Source organism: Streptomyces sp. NPDC049627 (assembly GCF_044465645.1).
Taxonomy (GTDB): domain Bacteria; phylum Actinomycetota; class Actinomycetes; order Streptomycetales; family Streptomycetaceae; genus Streptomyces.
Genome location: NZ_JBITLW010000004.1, coordinates 151040 through 172588, shown reverse-complemented (window position 1 = coordinate 172588; position 21549 = coordinate 151040). Strand labels below are relative to the sequence as shown.

The window sequence follows — 21549 nt, the reverse complement described above, 5'->3', positions numbered from 1 at the left end:
TCGTGCTCGGGGGAGCCCCATCCTGGCATCGGCGGATGATTCAAACAACCATGCAGAGGGCTGTCGGGTGGTTCATCCATACATTCCGGGCCAGGGCTGGGTCAGGGTCGGGGCCGGGCGATGGTCACCGGGCCCGGCGGTTCTTCACCGCGTGCTGCGGGGTGATGTGGTCGGTCAGCGCGAGGGAGGCGCTGGCGCGCTGGTAGGAGACCTGGCCGACGCGGACGTAGAGACAGTCGACGATCATCAGGACGGAGTGGCGGCCGCCGATGCTGCCGGTGCGGAAGCTGGTCTCCGAGGTGGACGAGATGAGCCGGATGTCGGCGGCCCTGGCCAGTGGCGAGCGCGGGTCGGTGGTGATGGCGATGGTGGTGGCGCCCCGCTCCTTGGCCATCTCGAAGGGTTCGAGGGTCTCGCGGGTGGCGCCGGAGTGGGAGATGCCGATGGCCACGTCGGCCGGCGTGAGCAGGGCCGCGGAGGTGGCCGCTCCGTGCACCTCGGTCCAGCCGCGGACCTGGCAGCCGATGCGGAACAGCCGTGTCTCCGTCTCCTGCGCCACCGCGCCGCTGCCGCCGACGCCGTACACGTCGATGCGCCGGGCCTTGGCCACGGCCTGGGCCGCGCGCTCCAGCGCGTCGAGGTCGATGCGGTCGATCGTCTGCTGGATCGCGCGCAGGTCCGCGCTGCCGACGACCTGGACGACCCGCTCCAGGCTGTCGTCGGGCGAGATGTCGGGGCCGATCTCGGCCGAGCCCCAGTCGGAGACCTCGCCGCGGCCGCGCTCCTGGGCCAGCTCGATCAGCAGGTGCTGGTAGGAGTCGAGGCCGATGGCGCGGCAGAAGCGGGTCACCGTCGCCTGGGAGGTGCCGGTGCGGCGGCCCAGCTCGGCGGCCGAGCAGTGGGTGACGGCGGCCGGATCCTCCAGGATCAGCTCGCCGACCTTGCGGAGTGAGCCGGCCAGCCGGGGCAGCTCGGTGCGGATCAGTGTGGTGACGTCCGTCGGGGGCATAGGGGAGAAGGTATCAGCCACCGGTTCTCTTGCAGATTGAATACCAGGACCGATGCGGAGGGCGCCCCGCTCATTGTCTGGCCTCATTGGCCCGGCTCGTTGCCCATGCCATCCGGTCTGTGATTTATTGATTCACCAATGCAGTAGTGCGAGGTGGTTCAATCCACCAGTGGGGAGTGACCCGTGTCCGACGAGTCCGTGAGCGCCCGGTGCTTCGCACGCGAGAGCATGGCCGTCCTCGACCGCATGACCGCGTCCGCCCGCGACGACGTGGCCCGCGCCGCCGAGCTGATCGCCGGCTGCGTGCGCGCGGACGGCGTGATCCAGGCCTTCGGCACCGGCCACTCCCAGGCCATCGTCCTCGAACTCGCCGGACGGGCCGGTGGGTTGGTGCCGACGAACCGGCTGAGCATCGCCGACCTCGTCCTGTTCGGCGGCGAGCCCCCGAGCGTCCTCGACGATCCGCTCCTGGAGCGCCGGCCCGGGGTCGCCGCCCGCATCTACGACCTCGCCGCACCGCGCCCCGAGGACCTCTTCGTGGTGATCTCCAACTCCGGCGTCAACAACGTCATCGTGGAAATGGCCCTGCACGCCAAGAAACACGGCCACCGCGTCCTCGCCGTCACCTCCCTGACCCACACCCGCGCCGTCCCGGCCGGACACGCGAGCGGCAAGAAGCTCGCCGACCTCGCCGACGTCGTCCTCGACAACCAGGCCCCGCGCGGCGACGCGCTGCTGGCACTCCCGGAGGGCGGGGCGGTCTGCGCCCTGTCCACGCTGACCGGCGTGATGCTCGTCCAGATGGCCGTGGCCGAGGCCTCCGCCCTGCTCCTCGCCGCCGGGGAACGCCCGCCGGTGTACGTCTCGGCCAATGTGCCGGGCGGCTTCGAGGGCAACCTGGAGCTGGAGAAGCGGTACGCCGGACGGATCCGGCGCACCGCGAGCTAGGCGCTCCGCTGGGGGCGCCGCGCGCCCCTAGGGGGTCAGCGCCACCGAGTGGATAGGCGCCGGTGGTCAAAGGCGCCCCTGCCTTGCCGGATGCCACATCGACGGGCACCAAGGCGTTTCCGTCGGCCGTCGTGACGTACGCCGTGCTGCCGTTCCAGTCCAGGGTGACATCGAAGGCCGACCTGCCCACGGTGATCTGTGGTGGGGACCATCGCCAGCGGCTCCAGACCGGGGTGGCCGGCCGAGAACTCCTGCCGGACGGTGTTGAGCAGATGCGCCTGCGCGGCACCGGCCGCCGCGCCGCCCGTGGCGAACTCCTTCCCGTCCTCGGCGCAGTTCCACTTCGTGTAGCTGATGTCGTCCAGCGGGACGGCGAACGAGCGCACGCCGATGGCGTACAGCGAGGCGAACTTGGCGGTGAGTGCCTTGGCGTCGGCGGCGGAGGAGCAGCAGACCGACAGGCCGGGGGAGAGGGCGTAGGTGAAGCGGACGTGGTTGGCGCGGGCGCGGTCGACGAGTTCCCTCAGCCTCGCCAGTTCGGCCGGCGGGTACGCGTCGCGCCGGCGGGCGCGGAGATAGTCGTCGTCCTTGGGGGAGTAGACGTACACGTTCTGCTTCGTACGGCCGTAGAAGTCGAGTTGGGCGAGCCGCTCGGCGTGCGACCAGGGGGTGCCGTAGAAGCCCTCGATGACACCGCGCAGGCCGGCCGTGGGCCAGTCGCGGACGGTCACCGCGGGCACGCGGTCCCGGGTGACGAGCTGGCGCAGGGTCTGGGCCGCGTAGAAGGTGCCGGTGGTGTCGACGCCGGAGAGGGCGACGAGGGCGCGGTCCCGGGAGCGGCCGGAGGCGAGGGTGTAGCCGCCGGAGGGCAGTCCTGCGCGGGACTTGGCGGCGAGTTGTCTCAACGCCCGCGCGGTGGCGGTGTTCTCGGAGGGGCCGCCGAGGTAGACCGTGAGGGCGGCGGGAGGTGGTTTCTCGTCCGCGGGCACGGTGACGATGCGCCGGGCGCCGGCCTCGCGCAGGACCGAGGCGACGAGGCTTTGGGCGGCGGCATCGGCGTGCGGGCCGACAACCTGGACGACCGTGTCCGGGACGGCGAGCCGGTCCGAGCGTGCGTGGAGGGGAACAGGGCGGCGGCCGATATCAGCGGGCGCCGTGGACGTCTGACACGAAGGGATGGAAGCACGAATCCTCCCGGGTGAATAGATCCACCGAGCGATGCTAGATATGATGAATGCATCATTCAATGAGCCCGCCGGAGGCGCAGGCCGCCACAGGGGGCGCACACTGGATACAAGGCCGTCGGTGCTCAAGGGGGTGTCGGCATGGCTGCGTCAAGGTGCCCGAGGGTGCGGCTGTGGCGGTGGCGGCGCAGCCCGCTGAGGCGGCGCAGTGACCTCGTCGAAGCGTGGGTCGTCCTGTGCGCATGGCTGTTCGCGCTGGTCGGTGCCCTGTTCGCGGGGCTCGCGGCGGCGGACGCGGTGTCGCACTCCGCCGAGGAGCAGCGGGTCGGGAGCCGCAAGGTGACGGCCGTACTGGTGAAGGACGCGGAGGACCCGGGGGCCTCGCGGGTCACCACCGACCATCTCGTGTGGGCCGCCGTCCGCTGGACCGACCCGGACGGCGCGGTCCGCACGGACGAGGCACGGGTGCCGCCCAAGATGCACGCCGGCAGCAAGGTCGACGTGTGGACGGACCGCCACGGTGCCGTCGTCAACGAGCCGCTGTCCGGGGCCGAGATCCTGCTGCACTCCATCGCCGGAGGCGTGCTGGCCGCCGGAGGCGCCGGCGGCGTCGTGCTCGGGTGCGCCTGGGCGGTACGGCTGGGGCTGGAACGGCGCCGGATGGATCAGTGGGCCGCGGAGTGGGAGCGGATGGACACGCCGTGGGGGTGGAAGACGGGCTGATACGGCGTCCCGCACCCGCCGCCCACCACGACGGGCACCGCGCTCAGCGGCGGCCCGCTGCCGCCGTCACTTGACGTCCGCGCTCGGCAGCGCCGTCGGCGATGCCGTGTTCAGGTCCTCCAGGCCCTTGGGGATGGAGAGCGTGAGGACGGGCGCGCCCGGCTGGGGTGCGGGTGGCGTGAGCTGGTCCTTGGGGAGCTTCGGGGGCGTGGTCTGCTGGAAGTTGTTCGTGTCGAAGTTGACCAGGCCCGTCTTCTCCAGAATCGTCATGTGGTCGAGGACGGTGTCGTTGGCCAGGTCGGCCAGCTGACGCACCAAGGTGTTCTGCGTGGTGCCCCGGATCTTCGCGATGACGGGGAAGATCTGCCCGTGGGTCACCCGCATGATGGCGACACCGGTGGCGTCGAACTCCTTGCCCGTCTTGGAGTCCACGGTCGCCACGAACTGCTGCTGCTGCGGGCTGGCCTGGTTGGGCAGCGTGATGTTCAGTTCCGCCGCCGTCTTGCGGCAGGCGAGGTCGAGCCGGGCGTGTCCGACGACCAGGTGCTGGCCGGCCTCCTTCATCGCCGCGGTCGTCCCCCGCTGCATCGCCAGCATGCCCAGTGGGTGCTCCCACAGGCCGGCGGCGCGGACCTTGACCACGAAGTCGCGGTCGGCCTCGGTCAGCGGCCCGTACCGGGTGTTGGCGATGACGCGGTCCTGGCTGGCGGACGTGGTCTGCACCCCCAGCATGGCGGGGTAGGCGAGGGCGGACAGAGTGAGGACGAGGGCGCCTCCCACGAAGACGGTGCCTACCATGCGGCGCGAGATGGGCATCGTGACTCCTGACGTGAACGACTCGGTACCTCAGGAAGTACGGATGGAACGCGCGAAACAATCATCGCCGCGGGAAAAAACTCGCGGCCCGTTTCGGCGGCGTCCCTCACATGCGCGGGATCGTCAGGGGTGAGGCGCAGGACCCGGGCAGGCCGTTGTGAGCTGTGTCACAGAAGGGCTAGGCTGACAGCGCTTGGACGCCCACCGGGCCGTCGGCCGAACAGCGGCGCGCGTGACCGGGACGGCTCCGGCTGAGGGAAGTGATCCCGTTGACCGTCGCCTGGGACGACATCGGCGGGCTCGTCGATGCCCACGAGCGTTTCCTCGCCGGCTCACTGGTCGAGCCGGACGTACGGGACTCCGTGCTCGACTCCTGGAAGCGCTGCCGCTCCGCCGGGCTGGAGCCGCACCGGCTGCTGGTCCGCTACACCGCGGACGTGGCACTGGACGACCGTTTCCTGCGCGCCGCCGACCCGGTCCTGTCGGACCTCACCGCCTCGCTCGACGGTGGGGGCATGACCATCGCGCTCTGCGACTCCCAGGGCCGCATGGTCCAGCGGCTCGGTGGTGGCCGCGAGCTGTGCGAGCGCCTCGACGCCGTGCAGTTCGCGCCCGGGTTCGACGCCTCGGAACCGGTCGTGGGCACCAACGGCGTCGGCACCGCCCTCGCAGAGCGCGGCCCGGTCTACGTCGCCGGCCGTGAGCACTTCGCCGACTGCCTGCAGCCCTTCGCCTGCGCGGGCGCACCCGTGCGGGACCCGCTCAGCGGGCGTATCGAGGCCGTCCTCGATCTGACCTGCCTGCGCGACCAGGGCGACCCGGCGATGGTGGGGACGGTCCGCGAAGCCGCCCGGAACATCGAGGCCCGGCTGCTGGAGCAGGCCACGGAACGGGAGCGTGCCCTGCTCGCCGCGTACCGGCGGGCCGACGGCCATGCGCGCGGCTGGCCGAAGCAGCCCCCGGCACTGCCGTCCGGCCATGACGGCGGCGCCCTCGGCCGGCTCGATCTGGCGGTGCTGCGTGAGAAGGCCGAGGAGCTCATCGCCTCACCGCACCGCACCCTCGACGAGGTCGCCCTGCCGAGCGGCCGGACGGCCACCCTGTTGCGCCGGCAGGTCCAGGGAGCGGCGGGGGAGAGCGGCGTCGCCGTCGAGGCCCGCGTGGTCGGCGGCCCGCGCCTGCGCCACGTCCGCCCGGCGGCGTCGGGCACCCAGGCCCCGGTTGCCTGGTTGGCGCAGGGCACGGGTGAGTCGGCGGGACAGGGTGCGGTCGCGCCGGCCGTCCAGGGGACAGATGCGGCGGCCCCGGTGGGCACGGCAGCCTCGGCTCGGCAGGGCACGGCGGGGTCGGCTCCGCAGGGCACGGCCGGGTCGGCGGCGCGGCCCCCGGCCCCGTCGATCGCGTCCGCCCGGGCATCGGCCGCGTCTTCGGCGCCCTATGCGCCTTCGGCAACTTCGGCGACTCCGGCACCCTCCGCACCCTCCGCGCCGCCCGAGTCCGCCGAGCCCGCGGCGACCGGGACCGGAGCGGCATCGACATCCCCCGCGGACCCGGCCCACACCGCACCGGAGGCGGCCGCAGCACCGCCCGCCCCGACGCACACGGCCGTACGCCCGCAGCCGCCCGCCCCGCCCGCGCACGCCGACGGCACCGGCACCGGCACCGCAAGCACCCTCGCGTCCCCGTTCGAGCCGTCCGCCCGCCCCGCCCCGGACGCCGGCCGTGACGGTGACGGCGCTGCCCGGACCGCCGTACCCCTGCCCCAGCCCTCCTCGCGCCCCGGACCGGACGGCGACGGCGGTGCCGACGGCTGGCTGCTGCTCGTCGGGGAGCCCGGGGTCGGACGGCTCGCCGTTCTCGCGCGGCGGCGGCTGGAGTTGCTGCACGACGCGAGCGTGCGGATCGGCACCACCCTCGACGTCACCCGCACCGCGGAGGAACTCGCCGAGGTGACCGTCCCCCGGTTCGCCGACTTCGTCGCCGTCGACCTCCCGGACTCGGTGCTGCGCGGCGAGGAACCGGAGGCGCTCGGCGGCCGGGCGGCGCTGCGCCGGGTGGCCCTCCGGGCCGTACGCAAGGATCCCTACCACCTGTACGACGTCGGCGACCCCGTCGAGTACGTTCCGTCCACGCCGCAGGCCCGCTCCCTGGAGACCCGGCAGTCGGTGCTGGAACCGGTCCTCGCCGAGGCGGGCGGCTGGATCGCGCAGGACCCGGAGCGGCTGGAACGGGTGCTCGCGGCGGGTATCCACTCCCTGATCACCGTGCCGTTGCGGGCGCGTGGCACGACGCTCGGCGTGGTCAGCTTCTACCGGTCGCTGCAGCCCGCTCCCTTCGAGGACGACGACCTGTCCCTCGCCCAGGAGCTGGCCGCACGCGCGGCGATCTGCATCGACAACGCCCGCCGCTACACCCGTGAGCACAACACCGCCCTCACCCTGCAGCGCAGCCTGCTGCCCCGGGGCCGCCCCGAACAGAGCGCCGTCGAGGTCGCCTACCGGTACCTGCCCGCGCAGGCCGGGGTCGGCGGCGACTGGTTCGACGTCATCCCACTGTCCGGCGCCCGCGTGGCGTTGGTGGTCGGCGACGTCGTCGGCCACGGACTGCACGCCGCCGCCACGATGGGCCGGCTGCGCACCGCCGTTCACAACTTCTGCTCCCTGGACCTGCCTTCCGAGGACGTCCTCACCCACCTCGACGACCTGGTCGGCCGGCTGGACCGGGGCGAGGGCTGGGCCGCGGAGAGCACGCCGGACGCCGGCATCGTCGGCGCCACCTGCCTGTACGCCGTCTACGACCCGGTGTCCCGGCACTGCACCCTCAGCCGCGCCGGGCACCCCCTGCCCGCGGTGGTCGCCCCCGACGGCACGGTGGACTTCGTGGACCTGCCGTCCGGTCCGCCGCTCGGACTCGGCGGCATGCCCTTCGAGACGGTCGAGCTGGAGCTGGCCGAGGGCAGCCAACTCGTGCTCTACACCGACGGTCTGATCGAGGACCGGCACCGCGACATCGAGGCCGGCATGGACCAGCTGCGGGCCGTCCTGGCCCACGCCGACCGTCCGCCGGAGGAGACCTGCGAGGCCATCCTCCGCGCCCTGCTCCCCGCCCGCCCCGTCGACGACGTCGCGCTGCTCGTCGCCCGCACGCACACGCTGGGCGCCGACCGGGTGGCCCAGTGGGACCTGCCCAGCGATCCGGCGGTCGTCTCCCGCGCGCGGGCGGCGGTCACCGATCAGCTCGCCGCCTGGCACCTCGGCGAGCTGGCCTTCGCCACCGAGCTGATCGCCAGCGAACTGGTCACCAACGCCATCCGCCACGCCACCGGGCCCGTGCAGCTGCGGCTGCTCCGTGACCGCGCCCTGATCTGCGAGGTCTCCGACGGCAGCAACACCTCACCGCGCCTGCGGCGCGCCCGCAGCACGGACGAGGGCGGCCGGGGCCTTTTCCTGGTCGCGCAGCTCACCGAGCGGTGGGGGACGCGGTACGCCCCGAACGGGAAGGTCATCTGGACGGAACAGCCGTTGCCGTGACGCTCCGCCGGGCGTGCCACGGATGCTGAGCTGCTGACCGGCGTCCAGGCGGACGCCTTCACCGTGTCCCCGGCAACCCCGGCCCGGCACACCGCACATCCGCCCCGGGCACCACGCCGTCGACGAGATACGCCGTCACCGCGCCGTCCACACACGCGTTCCCCCGGCTCGCGAACACACCGTGCGAGTAGTCGTCGTCGAGGGTCACCAGCCGGGAGTCCGGCAGCACCTCCCTCAGCCGCCGGGCCCCCTCGATCGGGGTCACCGGGTCGTGCGCGGAGGCGACCAGCAGGACGGGCGGGACGGCGGGGCTGCCGAGCGGGGTGCGGTGGGTCGGGCGGTGGTGCCAGTAGGCGCAGGCCGACGCCTCCATGCCGGTCAGGACCGGCTGCGGGTCCAGCCGCCGGGTGCGCCGGATGTCCGCCACGACCTCGCGCGCCGTCGGCCCCGGACCGTCCGCGCACTTCACGATCCGGTTGGCCGCCTCGTAGGCGCGGGAGTCCGGGCTGTCGAAGGCGGACGCGGGGCGAAGGCCTTCGGGGCTGCCCTCGGTCAGGTAGGTGCGCAGTCCGTCGGCCAGGCCCGTCCAGCGTTCCGTGCGGCCCAGGGCCCGGTAGACCGCGCGGTCGAACTCCGCCGGGCCGAACCCGTCCACCGGCCGGGCGGCGAGTTCGCGGCGTACGCGCAGATACGACCGCCGTACGGCATCCGCGTCGCCGCCCAGCCCGAAGCGCTCCGCGTGTGCGGCCGTCCAGGTGAGGAAGGTGTCACGGGCCCGCAGCAGTGCCCGGCTCTGGATGACGTCGAAGTCGTACCAGTCCCAGGGGCCGACCACGCTGTCCAGCACCATGCGGCCCACCCGGTGTGGAAAGCGGGCCGCGTAGGCCGCTCCCAGGTAACTGCCGTACGACACACCGAGGAAGCTGGTCCGCGGCTCGGCCAGCGCGGCGCGGATCGCGTCCATGTCGTACGCCGTCTGCTCGGTGGACAGGTATGGCAGGACCTCGTCCGCGCCCGCCGCGCAGTCGTCGGCGAGGTTCCGCAGTGATGCCAGGTACCTGCGCTCGGCCGCCCGGCCCACCGGCACCGGGTCGGCGCCCGGGCTGTCGAACAGGCCGCCCATCGCGCCGCAGCCGGCCGGCGTGCTCCGGCCGACCCCGCGGGGGTCGAAGCCGATGACGTCGTACGAACGCCGCACGGCCGGAGGGAGTTTGGCGCGCTTGGTCACCGCGTACGGCAGCCCGGAGCCGCCCGGGCCGCCGGGGTTCACCAGCAGGATGCCGCGTCGCTCGGCCGGGGTTCCGGCGGCGGGGACGCGGGAGACGGCGATCTCGATGCGGGGGCCGGTCGGGTTCTCCCAGTCGAGCGGGACGCTCAGGCTGCCGCATTCCACGCGGTCCGGGGCGGGCGGCCGCGGTATCGACGCGGGGCACGCGCCGAAGGTGAGAGCAGCCCCCTCCGCCCGGGCGGGCGCGGCGGTGGGGAGCAGGGCGGCCGCGGCTGCGAGCGCGCACAGCAGGGCGGCGGGGCGGGACAGGACGGACAAGGGCTCTCCAAGGGAAGGGTGAGAACGGGGTAGCAAATGAAAATGATTATCGATAACGTGTGCGCGTCAAGTCCGGCACCCCTCCGCCCGAGGGGCGCCCCGGGCTGCCCTGACGACTGAACTCGCGGCACGAAAAGGGGAGTTGTGGCTCATCTGCTGGTGGTAGAGAGCTGGGTCGGATCGATGAGCAGGCTGCTGCCACGCGCGATCCGGGAGGGCGGACACGAGTTCACCTTCCTCACCCGGGACCTGCATCACTACCTGCGCTCGGCGCCCGAGGGGACGGCGCACCCGCTGCTCGGCTTCCGCCACGCGATCACCGCCGAGACCAACGACCTCGACGCCCTGCTGCCCGAGGTGGCGCGGCTGCACTCGGTCCTCGGCTTCGACGGAGTGCTCACCTCCTGCGACTACTACCTGCCGACGGTGGCCCGGATCGCCGGGCACCTGGGCCTGCCCGGCCCGGGCCCCGAGGCGGTGGAGAACGCCTGCCGCAAGGACGCCACCCGCCGGGTCCTCGCCGACGCGGGCGTGCCCGGACCGCGCTTCGCCGTGCACGAGGAGTGGGCCGACCTCGCGCGGGCCGCGCGGGAGATCGGCTACCCGCTGGTCGTCAAGCCGGTCGATCTGTGCGCGGGCATGTACGTGCGGCGCGTCGACGACGAGGCCCGACTCGCCGAGGCGGTCCGGGCATTGGCCGCCTTCCCGGTCAACGCCCGGGGCCAGCGGCGCACCTCCGCCGTGCTCCTCGAAGAGCTTCTCGACGGCCCCGAGGTGAGCGTCGAGACCGTGTCCCACGCGGGCGCGGTGCACGTCGTCGGCGTCACCGACAAGAGCGTCGGCGCGGCGCCCGCCTTCGTCGAGACCGGCCACATGTTCCCCGCCGCCCTGCCGCTCGCCGACCTGGACGCCTCCGAGCAGACCGCGCTCGCGGTGCTCAAGGCGCTCGGGCTGACCGACGGCGTCGTGGCGCACACCGAGATCAAGCTGACCTCCGCCGGGCCGCGCGTCGTCGAGGTCAACGCCCGGCCCGCGGGCAACCGCATCACCGAGCTCGTCCGCCATGTCACCGGCATCGACCTCGCCGCCGCCTTCGTGGACGTCGCCCTCGGCCGCGAGCCCGACCTGCGGCGCACGGACACCGGGCTGCGCAGCGCCGCCATCGGCTTCCTCGTCCCCGACCGTGCCGGCACCCTCGAAGCGCTCGACGGCCGCCACCTGGCCGGCCGGCCCGGCGTGCTGGAGGTGCAGCTCGCCGAGCCCGGCAGGACCGTGAAGGCGGCCGGCAGCAACAACGAGTACCTGGGCCACGTCATGGCGGGCGACGCGGAGGGCCCCGGCGCCCGAAGCCGCGTCGAGGACCTGCTGGCCGGACTGCGCGCGGGGCTGGTGATCCGGTGACCGCCGCGAGTGCCTCAGAGCCTGCGAAGAAGCCCCTGCCTGCGGGCGGACGACGGGGGTTTCTTCACAGGCTCTCACCGACGGCGCCCTGCCGGACGTACGACGAGCTCGTCGCCCGCGTCCGCGCCGGTGCCGTCGGCCCCGACCCGCGCAGCCGGCGCATCGCCGTCGCCTTCACCACCCGCCAGGCCGTTCGGCACGACGGGCGCGGCACCGGCTACCGCAACGAGGTCCTCAGCCTGCGCCTCGCCGAGGCCGTCGGATCGTGCGCCGTCGAGCCCGGCGAACTGCCCGACGGCGCACTCGACGACTGCGTGGGCGCCGACGTGGCGGAACTGCTCGATCATCCGCTGCCGCCCGTCCGGGTCGCCGCCCTCGACGCCTACCTGATGCACGTCACCCCGCATGCCCTCGCCGACGGAGCCCGCCCCGTGCCGCTGCCCGCGGGGTCCTCGCTGGAGAAGTCCCGGGCCCGGGCCAGGGCCGTGGTCGAGCTGCTCGATGTGCCGGCCGGGGCGACCGTCCTGCTGGTCGGGGTCGTCAACTCCCTTCTGGAGGAGCTGCGTTCGCGAGGGCTCGGATACGTCCCGTGCGACCTCAAGGGAGGTGTGACCGAGTGGGGCGAGCCGGTCGTCACCGACGCGCTCACCGCCGCCGCGCGCTGTGACGCGCTGCTCGTGTCCGGGATGACCCTGGGCAACGGCAGCTTCGAGCCGCTGCGGGAGCACGCGCTGCGGCACGGCAAGCAGCTCGTGATGTTCGCGCAGACCGGCAGCGCGGTCCTGCCCCATTTCCTGGGCCAGGGCGTGAGCGCGGTGTGCGCGGAGCCGTACCCCTTCTTCTGGCTCGACGGCGGGCCCGGCGTCGTTCACCGGTACCGCTGTCCCGGGGGTGCGCGATGACCGCCACCGCGGTACGGCCCACCGCGCGCCCTGAGTTGCTCGCCCTGCTCGGCCGTACCCCGGTCGTCCGTGTCACCACCGACCTGCCCCACGCCCACCCCGGTTTCTGGGCCAAGCTCGAAGGGCTCGCGGCGGGCGGCATGAAGGCGCGGGCCGCCGTGTCGATGCTGCTCGGCGCGCGCGAGCGCGGCGAACTGCGGCCCGGCGCCCCGGTGGTGGAGTCCACCTCCGGCACCCTCGGCATCGGGCTCGCCTTCGCCGGGCAGGCGCTCGGCCACCCAGTCGTGCTGGTCGGCGACAGCGAACTGGAGTCGTCCATGCGTCAGTTGCTGCGGGCCCACGGAGTGAGACTGGAGCTCGTCGACCGCCCGGCGCCGCAGGGCGGCTGGCAGGCCGCACGCCTGACCCGGCTGCGCGCACTGCTCGCCGAACTCCCCGGCGCCTACTGGCCCGACCAGTACAACAACCCCGACAACACCGCCGGCTACGCCTCCCTCGCCGCCGAACTCGGCGCCCAGCTCGACCACGTGGACATCCTGGTGTGCAGCGTCGGCACCGGCGGACACAGCGCCGGCGTCATCGCCCCGCTGCGCCGGCACTGGCCCGCACTGCGGCTCATCGGCGTCGACGCCACCGGCTCCACCATCTTCGGCCAGCCCGCGCGCCCCCGCCTGATGCGCGGCCTCGGCAGCAGCATCCACCCGCGCAACGTCGCCTACGACGCCTTCGACGAGGTCCACTGGATCGGCCCCGCCGAGGCCGTGGACAGCTGCCGACGGCTCGCCCGGGGCTGCTTCGTCAGCGGCGGCTGGAGCACCGGGGCGGTGGCGCGGGTCGCCGCCTGGGCTGCCTGCGTGCATCCGGGCGCGGTCGTCGCCACGGTCTTCCCCGACGGACCCCACCGCTACCTCGGCACCGTCTACGACGACGACTTCCTCGCCGCCCACGGCCTCGACCCGGCCGGTGCCGCCACCCGGCCCGTGGAGATACCGCACCCGTATGCCGCCGAGGCGAGCGGGTGGGTGCGCTGCACGCGGGTCACCGATCCGCTCTCCCTGGAAAGGACGCGATGAAGGCCCGCCTGCGCACCGTACGTCTCGAACTCGCCGAGCCGTTGCGCATCTCCCGCTCCACCATGACCGCCCGCGACGCCGTGTGGCTGGCCGTCGAGCACGACGGAGCGACCGGATACGGCGAGGCCGTCAGCAGCGTGTACTACGGGCTCGACGCCGGCACGCTGCTGCGGCTGATCTCGGGAGTCGGTCTCGAACGGTTCGCCGATCCCGACAGCGCCCTGGAGGCCCTGCCCTCGTCCGGCGCACCGCCCGCCGTGGTCGCCGCCGTCGAGTCCGCGCTGCTGGACCTCCTCGGCAAGCGGGACGGGGTGCCCGTCCACCGTCTGCTGGGGGCCGGGACGTCGTCCGGCGTCGCCACCGCACGCACCATCGGCATCACCTCGCTCCCGCACGCCGCCGCCGAGGCCCGGCGCCTGGCCGCGAGCGGATTCCGGGTCATCAAGGTGAAGGCGGGCACCCCCGACCCCGAGGACGACGTGGAGCGCGTACGGGTCATCCGTGACGCGGCTCCTCGCATGCGGCTGCTGCTGGATCCGAACGGGGCCTGGAGCGTGGCGCAGGCCGAGCGGCTGCTGCCCCGGTTCGCCGCGCTCGGCGTCGAGGCCGTCGAGCAGCCACTGCCGCCCGGTGACCCGGACGCGCTCGGCGCCCTCGCGGAGAAGTCGCCGATGCCGGTCATCGCCGACGAGGACGCGGTGAGTGAGGACGACGTACGGCGGCTGGCCGGGCGCGTCCACGGCGTCAACATCAAGCTCGCCAAGTGCGGGGGCGTTCGGGCGGCCCTGCGGATCGCCGAGCTGATCGAGGGCAGCGGCACCGACCTGATGCTCGGCTGCCTCACCGCCAGCACCCTCGGCCTCGCGCCCGCCGTCCACCTCGCCGACCGGGCCCGCTGGGCCGACCTCGACGGCCATCTGCTCCTCGCCCACGACCCGTGGACCGGGATCGGCGGCGCCGACGGCGTCGTGCGCCCAAGTGGCCGTCCCGGACTGGGAGTCGAGGAGACCGAACCCCGCGGGTGGCAGGCCGAGGAGGTGAGGGCGCATGAGGACGTGGCATGAGATGCGGGGCTTCCCGCTCGCCGTCCGGCTCCTCCTCGTCAACCAGCTCGGCGTCAACACCGGCTTCTACCTCCTCATCCCGTACCTCGCCACCCACCTCGGCGAGAACCTCGGCATGTCGGCGGCGGTCGTCGGGATCGTCCTCGGCGTGCGCAACCTCAGCCAGCAGGGCCTGTTCATCATCGGCGGCTCGGCCTCGGACCGGCTCGGGGCGCGGGGCGTCATCATCGCCGGGTGCGCGCTGCGGACCGTCGGGTTCGCGCTGTTCGCCCTCGGCGACGGGCTGCCGGTGCTGCTCGCCGCGTCCGTGCTCAGCGGGCTCGCGGGGGCGCTGTTCAACCCGGCCGTGCGGGCTTATCTCGCGCAGGAGGCGGGCGAGCGCAAGGCGGAGGCGTTCGCGCTGTTCAACGTGTTCGCCACGACCGGCGCGCTCATCGGGCCGCTGCTCGGCAGCGTCCTGTTGCTCGTCGACTTCCGCACGTCGGCGCTGACCGCCGCGGGAATCTTCGCCGTGCTCACCGTGGCCCAGGCCCTCGTCCTGCCCGCGCGGAAAGTACGGCCCAGCGGCAACAGCGGTGTCCTCGCGGACTGGCGGGAGGTGCTCGGCAACCGGGCCTTCCTGGCCTTCGCGCTGGCCATGGTCGGCATGTTCACCCTGGAGAACCAGCTGTACCTGCTGCTGCCCGACGGCGCCCGCGAGGCCACCGGCTGGGACGGGGCGGCGGGCATCGTCTTCCTCGTCGGCACGGTCGCCAACCTGACGCTCCAGCTGAGGATCACGACGAGCCTCAAGTCCCGCGGGGACAGGGCGCGCTGGATCGCGGCCGGACTCGCGGTGATGGGGCTGGCCTTCCTGCCGCCGGCCCTCGCGTCAGGTGCGGTGCCTGTCCTGGTGAGTGCGCTGCTGCTCTACCTCGGCGTCATGGTCGCCTCGCCGTTCGTGATGGAGCTGATCCCCCGCTTCGGCCGCCCCGAGCTGACCGGCACGTACTTCGGGATCTTCTACGTCGTCTCCGGGATCGCCGCGGCCGTCGGGAACACCGTCGTCGGGTGGGCCATGGACGCGGGGCAGAGCGGTGGCCGCGCCTGGCTGCCGTGGGTGTGCTGCGCCGGCTGCGGCCTGGCCTCGGCGGCCGGGGTGGCCTGGCTGCGCGGGCTCGGGGCGCTGCCCGCGGATCCGGCCCAGGCGGCTCCGGTGCGGGCCGGAGACAGGAGCAGGGCGTGAGTGCGGTGCGCGCGGGAGAAGGAGCGGAGCGGCGTACGGCCGACGGCGGAGGCACTGCCGGCACCGAGCCCGGCGGCCGGGCACCAGGCGTGACCGAGCGCGCGGCGACGGTTGCGACGGCGGGCCCGTCGACAGGTGAGGGCCGGCGCGCGACCGTCGGACCGGCCGGCCTGGAGGCAGGTATGACCGCCGCCGCGCAAGACGAGGAGGGCGCCCCTCTCGCCGGCGGCCCGGTCGGCAGCCGCAACCTCCTCACCGACCACCCCGCCCTGTATGAGGCCCGCGGATCCGGGCCAGGCGGCTCCGGTGCGGGCCGGAGAGAGGAGCACGGTGTGAGTGCGGTGCGCGCGGCGACGGTTGCGACGGCGGGCCCGTCGACAGGTGAGGGCCGGCGCGCGACCGTCGGACCGGCCGGCCTGGAGGCAGGTATGACCGTCGAGGCGCAGGGCGAGGAAGCCAACTTTCTCACCGACCACCCCGCCCTGTACGAGGCCCGCTTCCCCGACCCCGACCGGCTCGCCGGGCGCTGGACCGAGGACTGTCTGCGTCGCCACGGGGCCGGACCGCGTGTCCTGGACATCGGCTGTGGTACCGGCCGCGACGCCGCCCACCTGCACGCCGCCGGCCGTACGGTGACCGGCGCCGACCTCTCCGAGGCGATGCTGGCACACGCCCGCGCCCACCACCCGGGGCCGGCGTACGTCCGCGCCGACCTGCACGGATTCGACCTGCGCGACCTGGGCGGGGTCCCCTTCGACGCCGTCGTCTGCCTGGACAGCTCCCTGCTGTACTGCCACACCAACGACCAGCTCGACGGCTTCCTCGCCTCCTGCCGCCGCGCCCTCGCGCCGGGCGGGCTGCTGGTCGCGGAGATGCGCAACGGGGCGTACTTCCTGGGCCGTACGGACCTGCTCGACACCCCGTCCGTCAACGCCTTCACCTGGCAGGGCACGGCCTACCGGTCGACCACCACCCTGACCGTCGACCGCACCGCCCAACTCCTGCGCCGTATCCGCGTATGGACGGCCGACGACGGATCGCCGCCGGTCGAACAGCGCTCCGCCTGGCGGCTGCTGTTCCCGCAGGAGCTACGGCACTTCCTCGCGGCACACGGCTTCGAGGTCCTCGAACTCCACGACGGGCCCGGGCCGCGCACCGAACCGCCTTGGCGGCAGGGCGAGTCGCCCGGCATCTCCACCGACCGCGACCGGCTGCACGTCGTCGCGCGCCGCTCGCACACCAACTGACACAAAGGACCACCCATGTACGACGAACGCTTCCCCGCCCTGCGCCGCCGCGGCTTCCTCGCCGCCACCTCGGGCGCCGCCGCCCTCGCCCTCGTCGGCTGCGGAGGCGGCACGGACGACAGGGCGGCCCGCGCATCCGGTACCCCGAAGCGCGGCGGCCGGCTGCGCGCCGCGTTCGCCGGGGGCGGCGCGAGCGAGACGCTCGACCCGCACCTGGCCAACCTCTTCGCCGACGTCGCCCGCGCCAAGGCACTCTTCGACAAGCTCGCCGACTACGGCGCCGACCTCTCCGCCCAGCCCCGCCTGGCCGAGAAGTGGGAGCCGAACAAGACGCTGGACCGCTGGCAGGTGACGCTCCGTCAGGCCACCTTCCACGACGGCAAGCCGGTCACCGCCGCCGACGTCCTCTACAGCTACCGCCGCATCGCCGATCCCGAGCAGGCGTTCCGCGCCAAGGCGTCCCTGGAGCCCATCGACCTCGACGCCAGCCGCGCCACCGGGGAGCGGTCCATCGAGTTCGTCCTCAAGCGGCCCACCGCCGAATTCCCCAACATCCTGGCCGCGTTCGGGGCGTACATCGTCCCCGGGAAGGCCACCGAGTTCGACAGGAATCCCATCGGCTCCGGCCCCTTCCGCTTCGTCTCCTTCGCCCCCGGCCGCTCCGCCGTCTTCCGCCGCTACGACGACCACTGGGACGGCGCCCCGCTCCTCGACGAGATCGAGTTCGTCGTCGCCAACGAGGAGTCCGCCCGGGTCAACGCCCTCCTCGGCGGCCAGGTCGAGTACGCGCACGAACTCAACCCGACCACCGCCCGCGCCCACGAGGGCAAGGGGCAGATCGAGATCGTGCGGCTTCGCAACAGCGCCATGCAGGCGTTCTGCATGAAGACCGACCGGGCCCCCTTCGACGACAAGCGGGTCCGCGAGGCCTTCTTCCTGATCGCCGACCGGCAGGAACTCGTCGACGGCGCGCTGTCCGGCGCCGGCGTGGTCGGCAACGACCTGTTCGGCAAGGGGTACGAGTACTACGCCGCCGGCCTGCCGCAGCGCGAGCAGGACCTCGACAGGGCGCGTGCCCTGCTCAAGCAGGCCGGCGCCGAGAAGCTCAAGGTCACCCTGGACACCTCGGCCGTCGCCGCCGGGTTCACCGAGGCCGCCGGGATCTTCCGCGACCAGGCCGCGAAGGCGGGCGTCACGATCGACGTGAGGATGGGCAGCAAGGACTCGTACTGGAGCGACATCCTCGACGGCGGCACCCTGTGCTGCTACCGCTCCGGCGCCATGCCCATCGAAGCCCACATCTCCCAGCGCCTGCTCACCGACTCCACCACCAACGCCACCAAGTGGCACCACAAGGACTTCGACGCCCTCTACCAGCAGGCCCAGTCCACCCGCGACACGACCGAACGGGCCGCCGTCTACGAGCGCATGCAGCGCCGTCTGTACGCCGAGGGCGGCTTCCTCATCTGGGGCTTCGCCGACTGGATCATCGGAACGGCCCGCACGGTGCAGGGGGTCGAGACCAAGGCGCCCGCCAACACCCTGGACTGGGCCCGCTTCGACAAGGTGTGGCTGGCGTGAGCGGACTTCGCTCCTTCGTCGCCCGGCGGCTGCTCCTCGGCGTCGCGCAGACCATGGCCGTCGTGCTCCTGGTCTTCGCGCTCACCGAGGCGCTGCCGGGCGACGCCGCGGTGGCCCTCGCGGGTGACCAGCCGGACCCCGAGCGGATCGCCGCGATCCGCGAGGCGATGAACCTGGACCGGCCGGCGTACCAGCGGCTGGCCGACTGGGCGGCCGGCCTGCTGCACGGCGACTTCGGCACATCCCTGACCTCCGGCCGCCCGGTCACCCGGTACCTCGCCGACGGCTTCGGCCCGACCCTGCTGCTGGCCGCCCTCACGCTGGCGCTCCTCGTCCCGCTCGGCTTCGGCCTCGGCGTGCTCGCCGCCCGCCACGAGGGACGCCTCGTCGACCGGCTGATCAGTTCGGTGACGCTGGCCGTGTACGCCGTCCCCGAGTTCGCCCTCGGCGTCCTGCTGATCACGCTCCTCGCTCTCGAGCTGGCCTGGCTGCCGCCGACCGCGCTCGGCTACGGCACCGACCTGCTCGGCCATCCGGCGGCGCTGGTCCTGCCCGTGCTGGTCCTGCTGTCCCGCCCGGTGTGCTCGCTGTCCCGCCTGGTGCGGGCCGGCATGGTCGACGCCCTCGCCTCCCCCTACGCCGCCCACGCCCGCCGCTGCGGCATCCCCGGCGCCCGCGTCCGCTACGCCCACGCCCTGCCGAACGCCCTCGCCCCGGCCGTGCAGCAACTCGCCCGCACCGTCGACTGGCTGCTGTGCGGCGTGATCGTCGTGGAGGCCCTCTTCGTGATCCCGGGCCTGGGCACGGTCCTCCTCAACGCCGTGGCCGAACGGGACGTACCCGTGGTGCAGGGGCTGGCCGTGGTGTTCGGGGTGCTGACGGTCGTCCTGAACCTCGGGGCCGACCTGGTGGCCCACCGGCTCACTCCCCGTGCGGGGGTGGCCGCATGACGACGTATCGCCGTTTCGCACTCGGTCTCGCGGTCATGGCCGTCCCCCTCGTCCTGGCCCTCCTCGGACCGCTGTTCGCCGGCGACCCCGGCCCCCGCGCCACGTCCTTCACGCTCGGCGGCGACCACTGGCTCGGCACCGACTTCGTGGGCCGCGACGTGTGGCGCCAGGTCCTGCTGGGCGGCCGTACGGTCGTGGTCACGGCCCTGGCCGCCACCGCGCTCGCCTACCTCGTCGCCGTCCCGGTCGCCCTCATGAGCGCGCTCACCCGCCTCAGGTGGCTGGAGGAGCTGCTGATGCGGCCGCTGGACGTGCTGCTCGCCGTACCGTCGCTGCTGCTGATCCTGCTGGTGGCCTCCGTGTTCTCGCCGGGCGCCGCCGGGCTCGCGCTGCTCGTGGCGCTGGTGAACGTGCCCGACGCCGCCCGGATCGTGCGGGCGGCCGCGGGGGAGGCCGCCGCGCGCCCCGCCGTCGAGGCGCTGCGCATGCAGGGGGAGACCTGGTGGCGGATCGCCGTCGGCCATGTCGGCCGGTCGGCGCTGCGCACCATCGCCGCCGACGCCGGGATACGGCTGACCGGTGTGCTGTACCTGGTGTCGACGGCGGCGTTCCTCGGGGTCGGCGTCGCGCCGGACGCCGCCGACTGGGCGGTCATGGTCGACCGCAACCGCACCGGACTGTTCGTGCAGCCGTGGGCCGTGGTGGTGCCCGCGCTGCTGATCGTGGCGCTGACGACGGGCACCAACCTGCTCTTCGACGCGGCGCTGGAGACGAAGGGACGACGACAGCGGTGAGCCCGGCAACGGATGCGGTGGTCGCCGAAATACGCGACCTGCGTGTCGAGATCGACGGCCGCGCGATCGTCGACGGAGTGAACCTGCGGGTGCTGCCCGGCAAGGTGTCGGCACTGGTCGGCGCCTCCGGCAGTGGCAAGACCACGACCGGCCTGGCGCTGCTCGGGGAGTACCCGCCCGGCGCCCGCGTCACGGGCGAGGTACGGCGGACCGGGGACGGCCCGGTGGGCTACGTCCCCCAGCACCCCGCCGCCGTCCTCAACCCGGCCCGCCGCGTCGGCGCGCTCCTGCACGACATCGCCCGCCTCCAGGTCCGCCACCTGCCCCGCGCCGAGCGCCGGACGGCGGCCCGCGAACGTGTCCTGCGTGCCCTGGCCGACGCGCAACTCCCGGACGGTGAGGCGCTGTTGTGCCGCCACCCGCACCAGCTCTCCGGCGGCCAGCAGCAGCGCCTCGTCCTCGCCCAGGCCCTGCTGCTCGGCGCCCGTGTCATCGTCGCCGACGAACCCACCACCGGCCAGGACGCCTTGACCAAGAGCCGGGTCGTCGAGCAGCTGGCGGCGGTCGCGGCGCGCGGCATCGCCGTCGTCCTGCTCAGCCATGACCTGGACGTGGTGCGCTCCCTCGCCGACGAGGTCCTCGTCATGCGGGCGGGCCGGGTCGTGGAGTCGGGCCCGGTGGAGCGGCTGTGGGAGGCGCCCCGGCACGAGTGGACGCGCCGGCTGCTCGACGCACGCCGCGCGGCCCCGCAGGACGGGACGAGCGCCGACTCCGGGCAACCCCTGCTGGAAGTACGGGACTTGACCGCCGTACACGACCGCCGGACCGTCGTGCTGCGCGTCCCGCACCTCGTCCTCCGTTCCGGCGAATGCCTTGCCGTCGTCGGCCGCTCCGGCAGCGGCAAGACCACGCTCGCCCGCTGCCTCGCGGGCCTCCACCGCGACCACGACGGCGAGATCCTGCTCGACGGCACCCCGCTGCCGCGCAGCCTGCGCCGGCGCGACGGCGACCGACTCGCCGCCGTGCAGTACGTCTTCCAGGACGCCCGCGCCGCCTTCGACGAGCACCGGCCGGTCCTCCAGCAGGTGGCCCGTACGGCGGTACGGCTGCGCGGCACCGACGAGCGGACGGCGACGGACGAGGCGGTGGCCACCCTCACCCGCCTCGGCCTGCCGGTGGACCTGGCCCGCCGCCGCCCCGCAGAACTCTCCGGCGGCGAACTCCAGCGCGCCGCCCTCGCCCGCGCCCTGCTGGCCCGCCCCCGGGTACTGATCTGCGACGAGGTCACCTCCGGCCTGGACTCGGTCACCCGGCGCGGCATCCTCGACGTCCTCACGGGCCTGGTGGGCGGGGGCGACGACCTGTCCCTGGTCCTCATCACCCACGACCTCGACACCGCACGCCTGGCGCACCGCATCGCGGTACTGGACGCGGGAGAACTGGTCGAACAGGGGGTCGCGCGGCAGATCCTGACGGACCCTCGGCACCCCTTCACGATCTCCCTCATGGAGACGACCGAGCGCCTGGAGGCCGGGGCCCGCCTCTGAGCCGGCCTG

The 21549-nt window shown here is 73.7% G+C and carries 16 protein-coding genes and 1 pseudogene; 13 read left to right on the top strand and 4 right to left on the bottom strand.

The window, feature by feature from the left end; all coding sequences use genetic code 11:
• Nucleotides 1-124: 124 nt before the first annotated feature.
• A complete protein-coding gene (locus ACIBU0_RS12745; RefSeq protein ID WP_398815967.1) occupies nt 125-1009 on the bottom strand; it encodes a MurR/RpiR family transcriptional regulator in 885 nt (294 codons plus the stop codon).
• 183 nt (nt 1010-1192) lie between these two features.
• On the opposite strand from ACIBU0_RS12745, the gene ACIBU0_RS12740 reads away from it, so the two are divergent.
• Nucleotides 1193-1957, top strand: a complete 765-nt coding sequence (locus ACIBU0_RS12740; protein WP_398815964.1) for a sugar isomerase domain-containing protein — start codon at nt 1193-1195, stop codon at nt 1955-1957.
• A 200-nt stretch (nt 1958-2157) separates the two neighbouring features.
• On the opposite strand, the pseudogene ACIBU0_RS12735 reads toward ACIBU0_RS12740, so the two are convergent.
• Nucleotides 2158-3147: pseudogene (locus ACIBU0_RS12735) on the bottom strand (beta-N-acetylglucosaminidase domain-containing protein); the annotation flags it as partial.
• A 135-nt stretch (nt 3148-3282) separates the two neighbouring features.
• On the opposite strand from ACIBU0_RS12735, the gene ACIBU0_RS12730 reads away from it, so the two are divergent.
• A complete protein-coding gene (locus ACIBU0_RS12730; protein ID WP_398815961.1) occupies nt 3283-3864 on the top strand; it encodes a hypothetical protein in 582 nt (193 codons plus the stop codon).
• A 66-nt stretch (nt 3865-3930) separates the two neighbouring features.
• Here ACIBU0_RS12730 and ACIBU0_RS12725 read toward each other — a convergent pair whose 3' ends face one another.
• Complete coding sequence (locus ACIBU0_RS12725) at nt 3931-4680, bottom strand: DUF4142 domain-containing protein (protein WP_398815958.1); 750 nt, start codon at nt 4678-4680, stop codon at nt 3931-3933.
• A 260-nt stretch (nt 4681-4940) separates the two neighbouring features.
• On the opposite strand from ACIBU0_RS12725, the gene ACIBU0_RS12720 reads away from it, so the two are divergent.
• Complete coding sequence (locus ACIBU0_RS12720) at nt 4941-8210, top strand: SpoIIE family protein phosphatase (RefSeq protein ID WP_398815956.1); 3270 nt, start codon at nt 4941-4943, stop codon at nt 8208-8210.
• A gap of 58 nt (nt 8211-8268) precedes the next feature.
• Here the strand turns inward: ACIBU0_RS12720 and ACIBU0_RS12715 are convergent, their stop codons facing one another.
• Nucleotides 8269-9756 (bottom strand): alpha/beta hydrolase, encoded by a 1488-nt coding sequence (locus ACIBU0_RS12715; RefSeq protein WP_398815953.1) that lies wholly within the window; start codon nt 9754-9756, stop codon nt 8269-8271.
• Between the two features lie 144 nt (nt 9757-9900).
• Here ACIBU0_RS12715 and ACIBU0_RS12710 point away from each other — a divergent pair, with 144 nt between their 5' ends.
• The 10 genes from ACIBU0_RS12710 to ACIBU0_RS12665 all read left to right on the top strand — a co-directional run bounded on the left by ACIBU0_RS12710 (nt 9901) and on the right by ACIBU0_RS12665 (nt 21540).
• Nucleotides 9901-11157, top strand: coding sequence for an ATP-grasp domain-containing protein (locus ACIBU0_RS12710; RefSeq protein WP_398815950.1), 1257 nt, complete (start codon nt 9901-9903; stop codon nt 11155-11157).
• 35 nt (nt 11158-11192) lie between these two features.
• Nucleotides 11193-12059, top strand: a complete 867-nt coding sequence (locus ACIBU0_RS12705; protein ID WP_398816897.1) for a Rossmann-like domain-containing protein — start codon at nt 11193-11195, stop codon at nt 12057-12059.
• Nucleotides 12056-13132 carry a PLP-dependent cysteine synthase family protein gene (locus ACIBU0_RS12700; protein ID WP_398815947.1) on the top strand — a complete coding sequence of 359 codons (1077 nt, stop codon included), beginning with the start codon at nt 12056-12058 and terminating at the stop codon, nt 13130-13132. Before ACIBU0_RS12705 ends, ACIBU0_RS12700 begins: the two co-directional genes overlap by 4 nt.
• The gene (locus ACIBU0_RS12695) at nt 13129-14196 is read left to right on the top strand and encodes a dipeptide epimerase (RefSeq protein ID WP_398815944.1); all 1068 of its coding nucleotides are present in this window, start codon (nt 13129-13131) and stop codon (nt 14194-14196) included. The genes ACIBU0_RS12700 and ACIBU0_RS12695 overlap by 4 nt, the downstream gene beginning before the upstream one ends.
• On the top strand, nt 14180-15421 hold the full coding sequence (locus ACIBU0_RS12690) for an MFS transporter (RefSeq protein WP_398815941.1): 1242 nt from the start codon (nt 14180-14182) through the stop codon (nt 15419-15421). Before ACIBU0_RS12695 ends, ACIBU0_RS12690 begins: the two co-directional genes overlap by 17 nt.
• A 428-nt stretch (nt 15422-15849) precedes the next feature.
• Complete coding sequence (locus ACIBU0_RS12685; protein ID WP_398816895.1) at nt 15850-16668, top strand: class I SAM-dependent DNA methyltransferase; 819 nt, start codon at nt 15850-15852, stop codon at nt 16666-16668.
• A 15-nt stretch (nt 16669-16683) separates the two neighbouring features.
• The gene (locus ACIBU0_RS12680; RefSeq protein ID WP_398815938.1) at nt 16684-18249 is read left to right on the top strand and encodes an ABC transporter substrate-binding protein; all 1566 of its coding nucleotides are present in this window, start codon (nt 16684-16686) and stop codon (nt 18247-18249) included.
• The gene (locus ACIBU0_RS12675; protein WP_398815935.1) at nt 18246-19199 is read left to right on the top strand and encodes an ABC transporter permease; all 954 of its coding nucleotides are present in this window, start codon (nt 18246-18248) and stop codon (nt 19197-19199) included. Before ACIBU0_RS12680 ends, ACIBU0_RS12675 begins: the two co-directional genes overlap by 4 nt.
• Entirely contained in the window at nt 19196-19993 is a 798-nt protein-coding gene (locus tag ACIBU0_RS12670) for an ABC transporter permease (protein ID WP_398815932.1), read from the top strand. The genes ACIBU0_RS12675 and ACIBU0_RS12670 overlap by 4 nt, the downstream gene beginning before the upstream one ends.
• On the top strand, nt 19990-21540 hold the full coding sequence (locus tag ACIBU0_RS12665; protein WP_398815929.1) for an ABC transporter ATP-binding protein: 1551 nt from the start codon (nt 19990-19992) through the stop codon (nt 21538-21540). The genes ACIBU0_RS12670 and ACIBU0_RS12665 overlap by 4 nt, the downstream gene beginning before the upstream one ends.
• Nucleotides 21541-21549 lie beyond the last annotated feature (9 nt).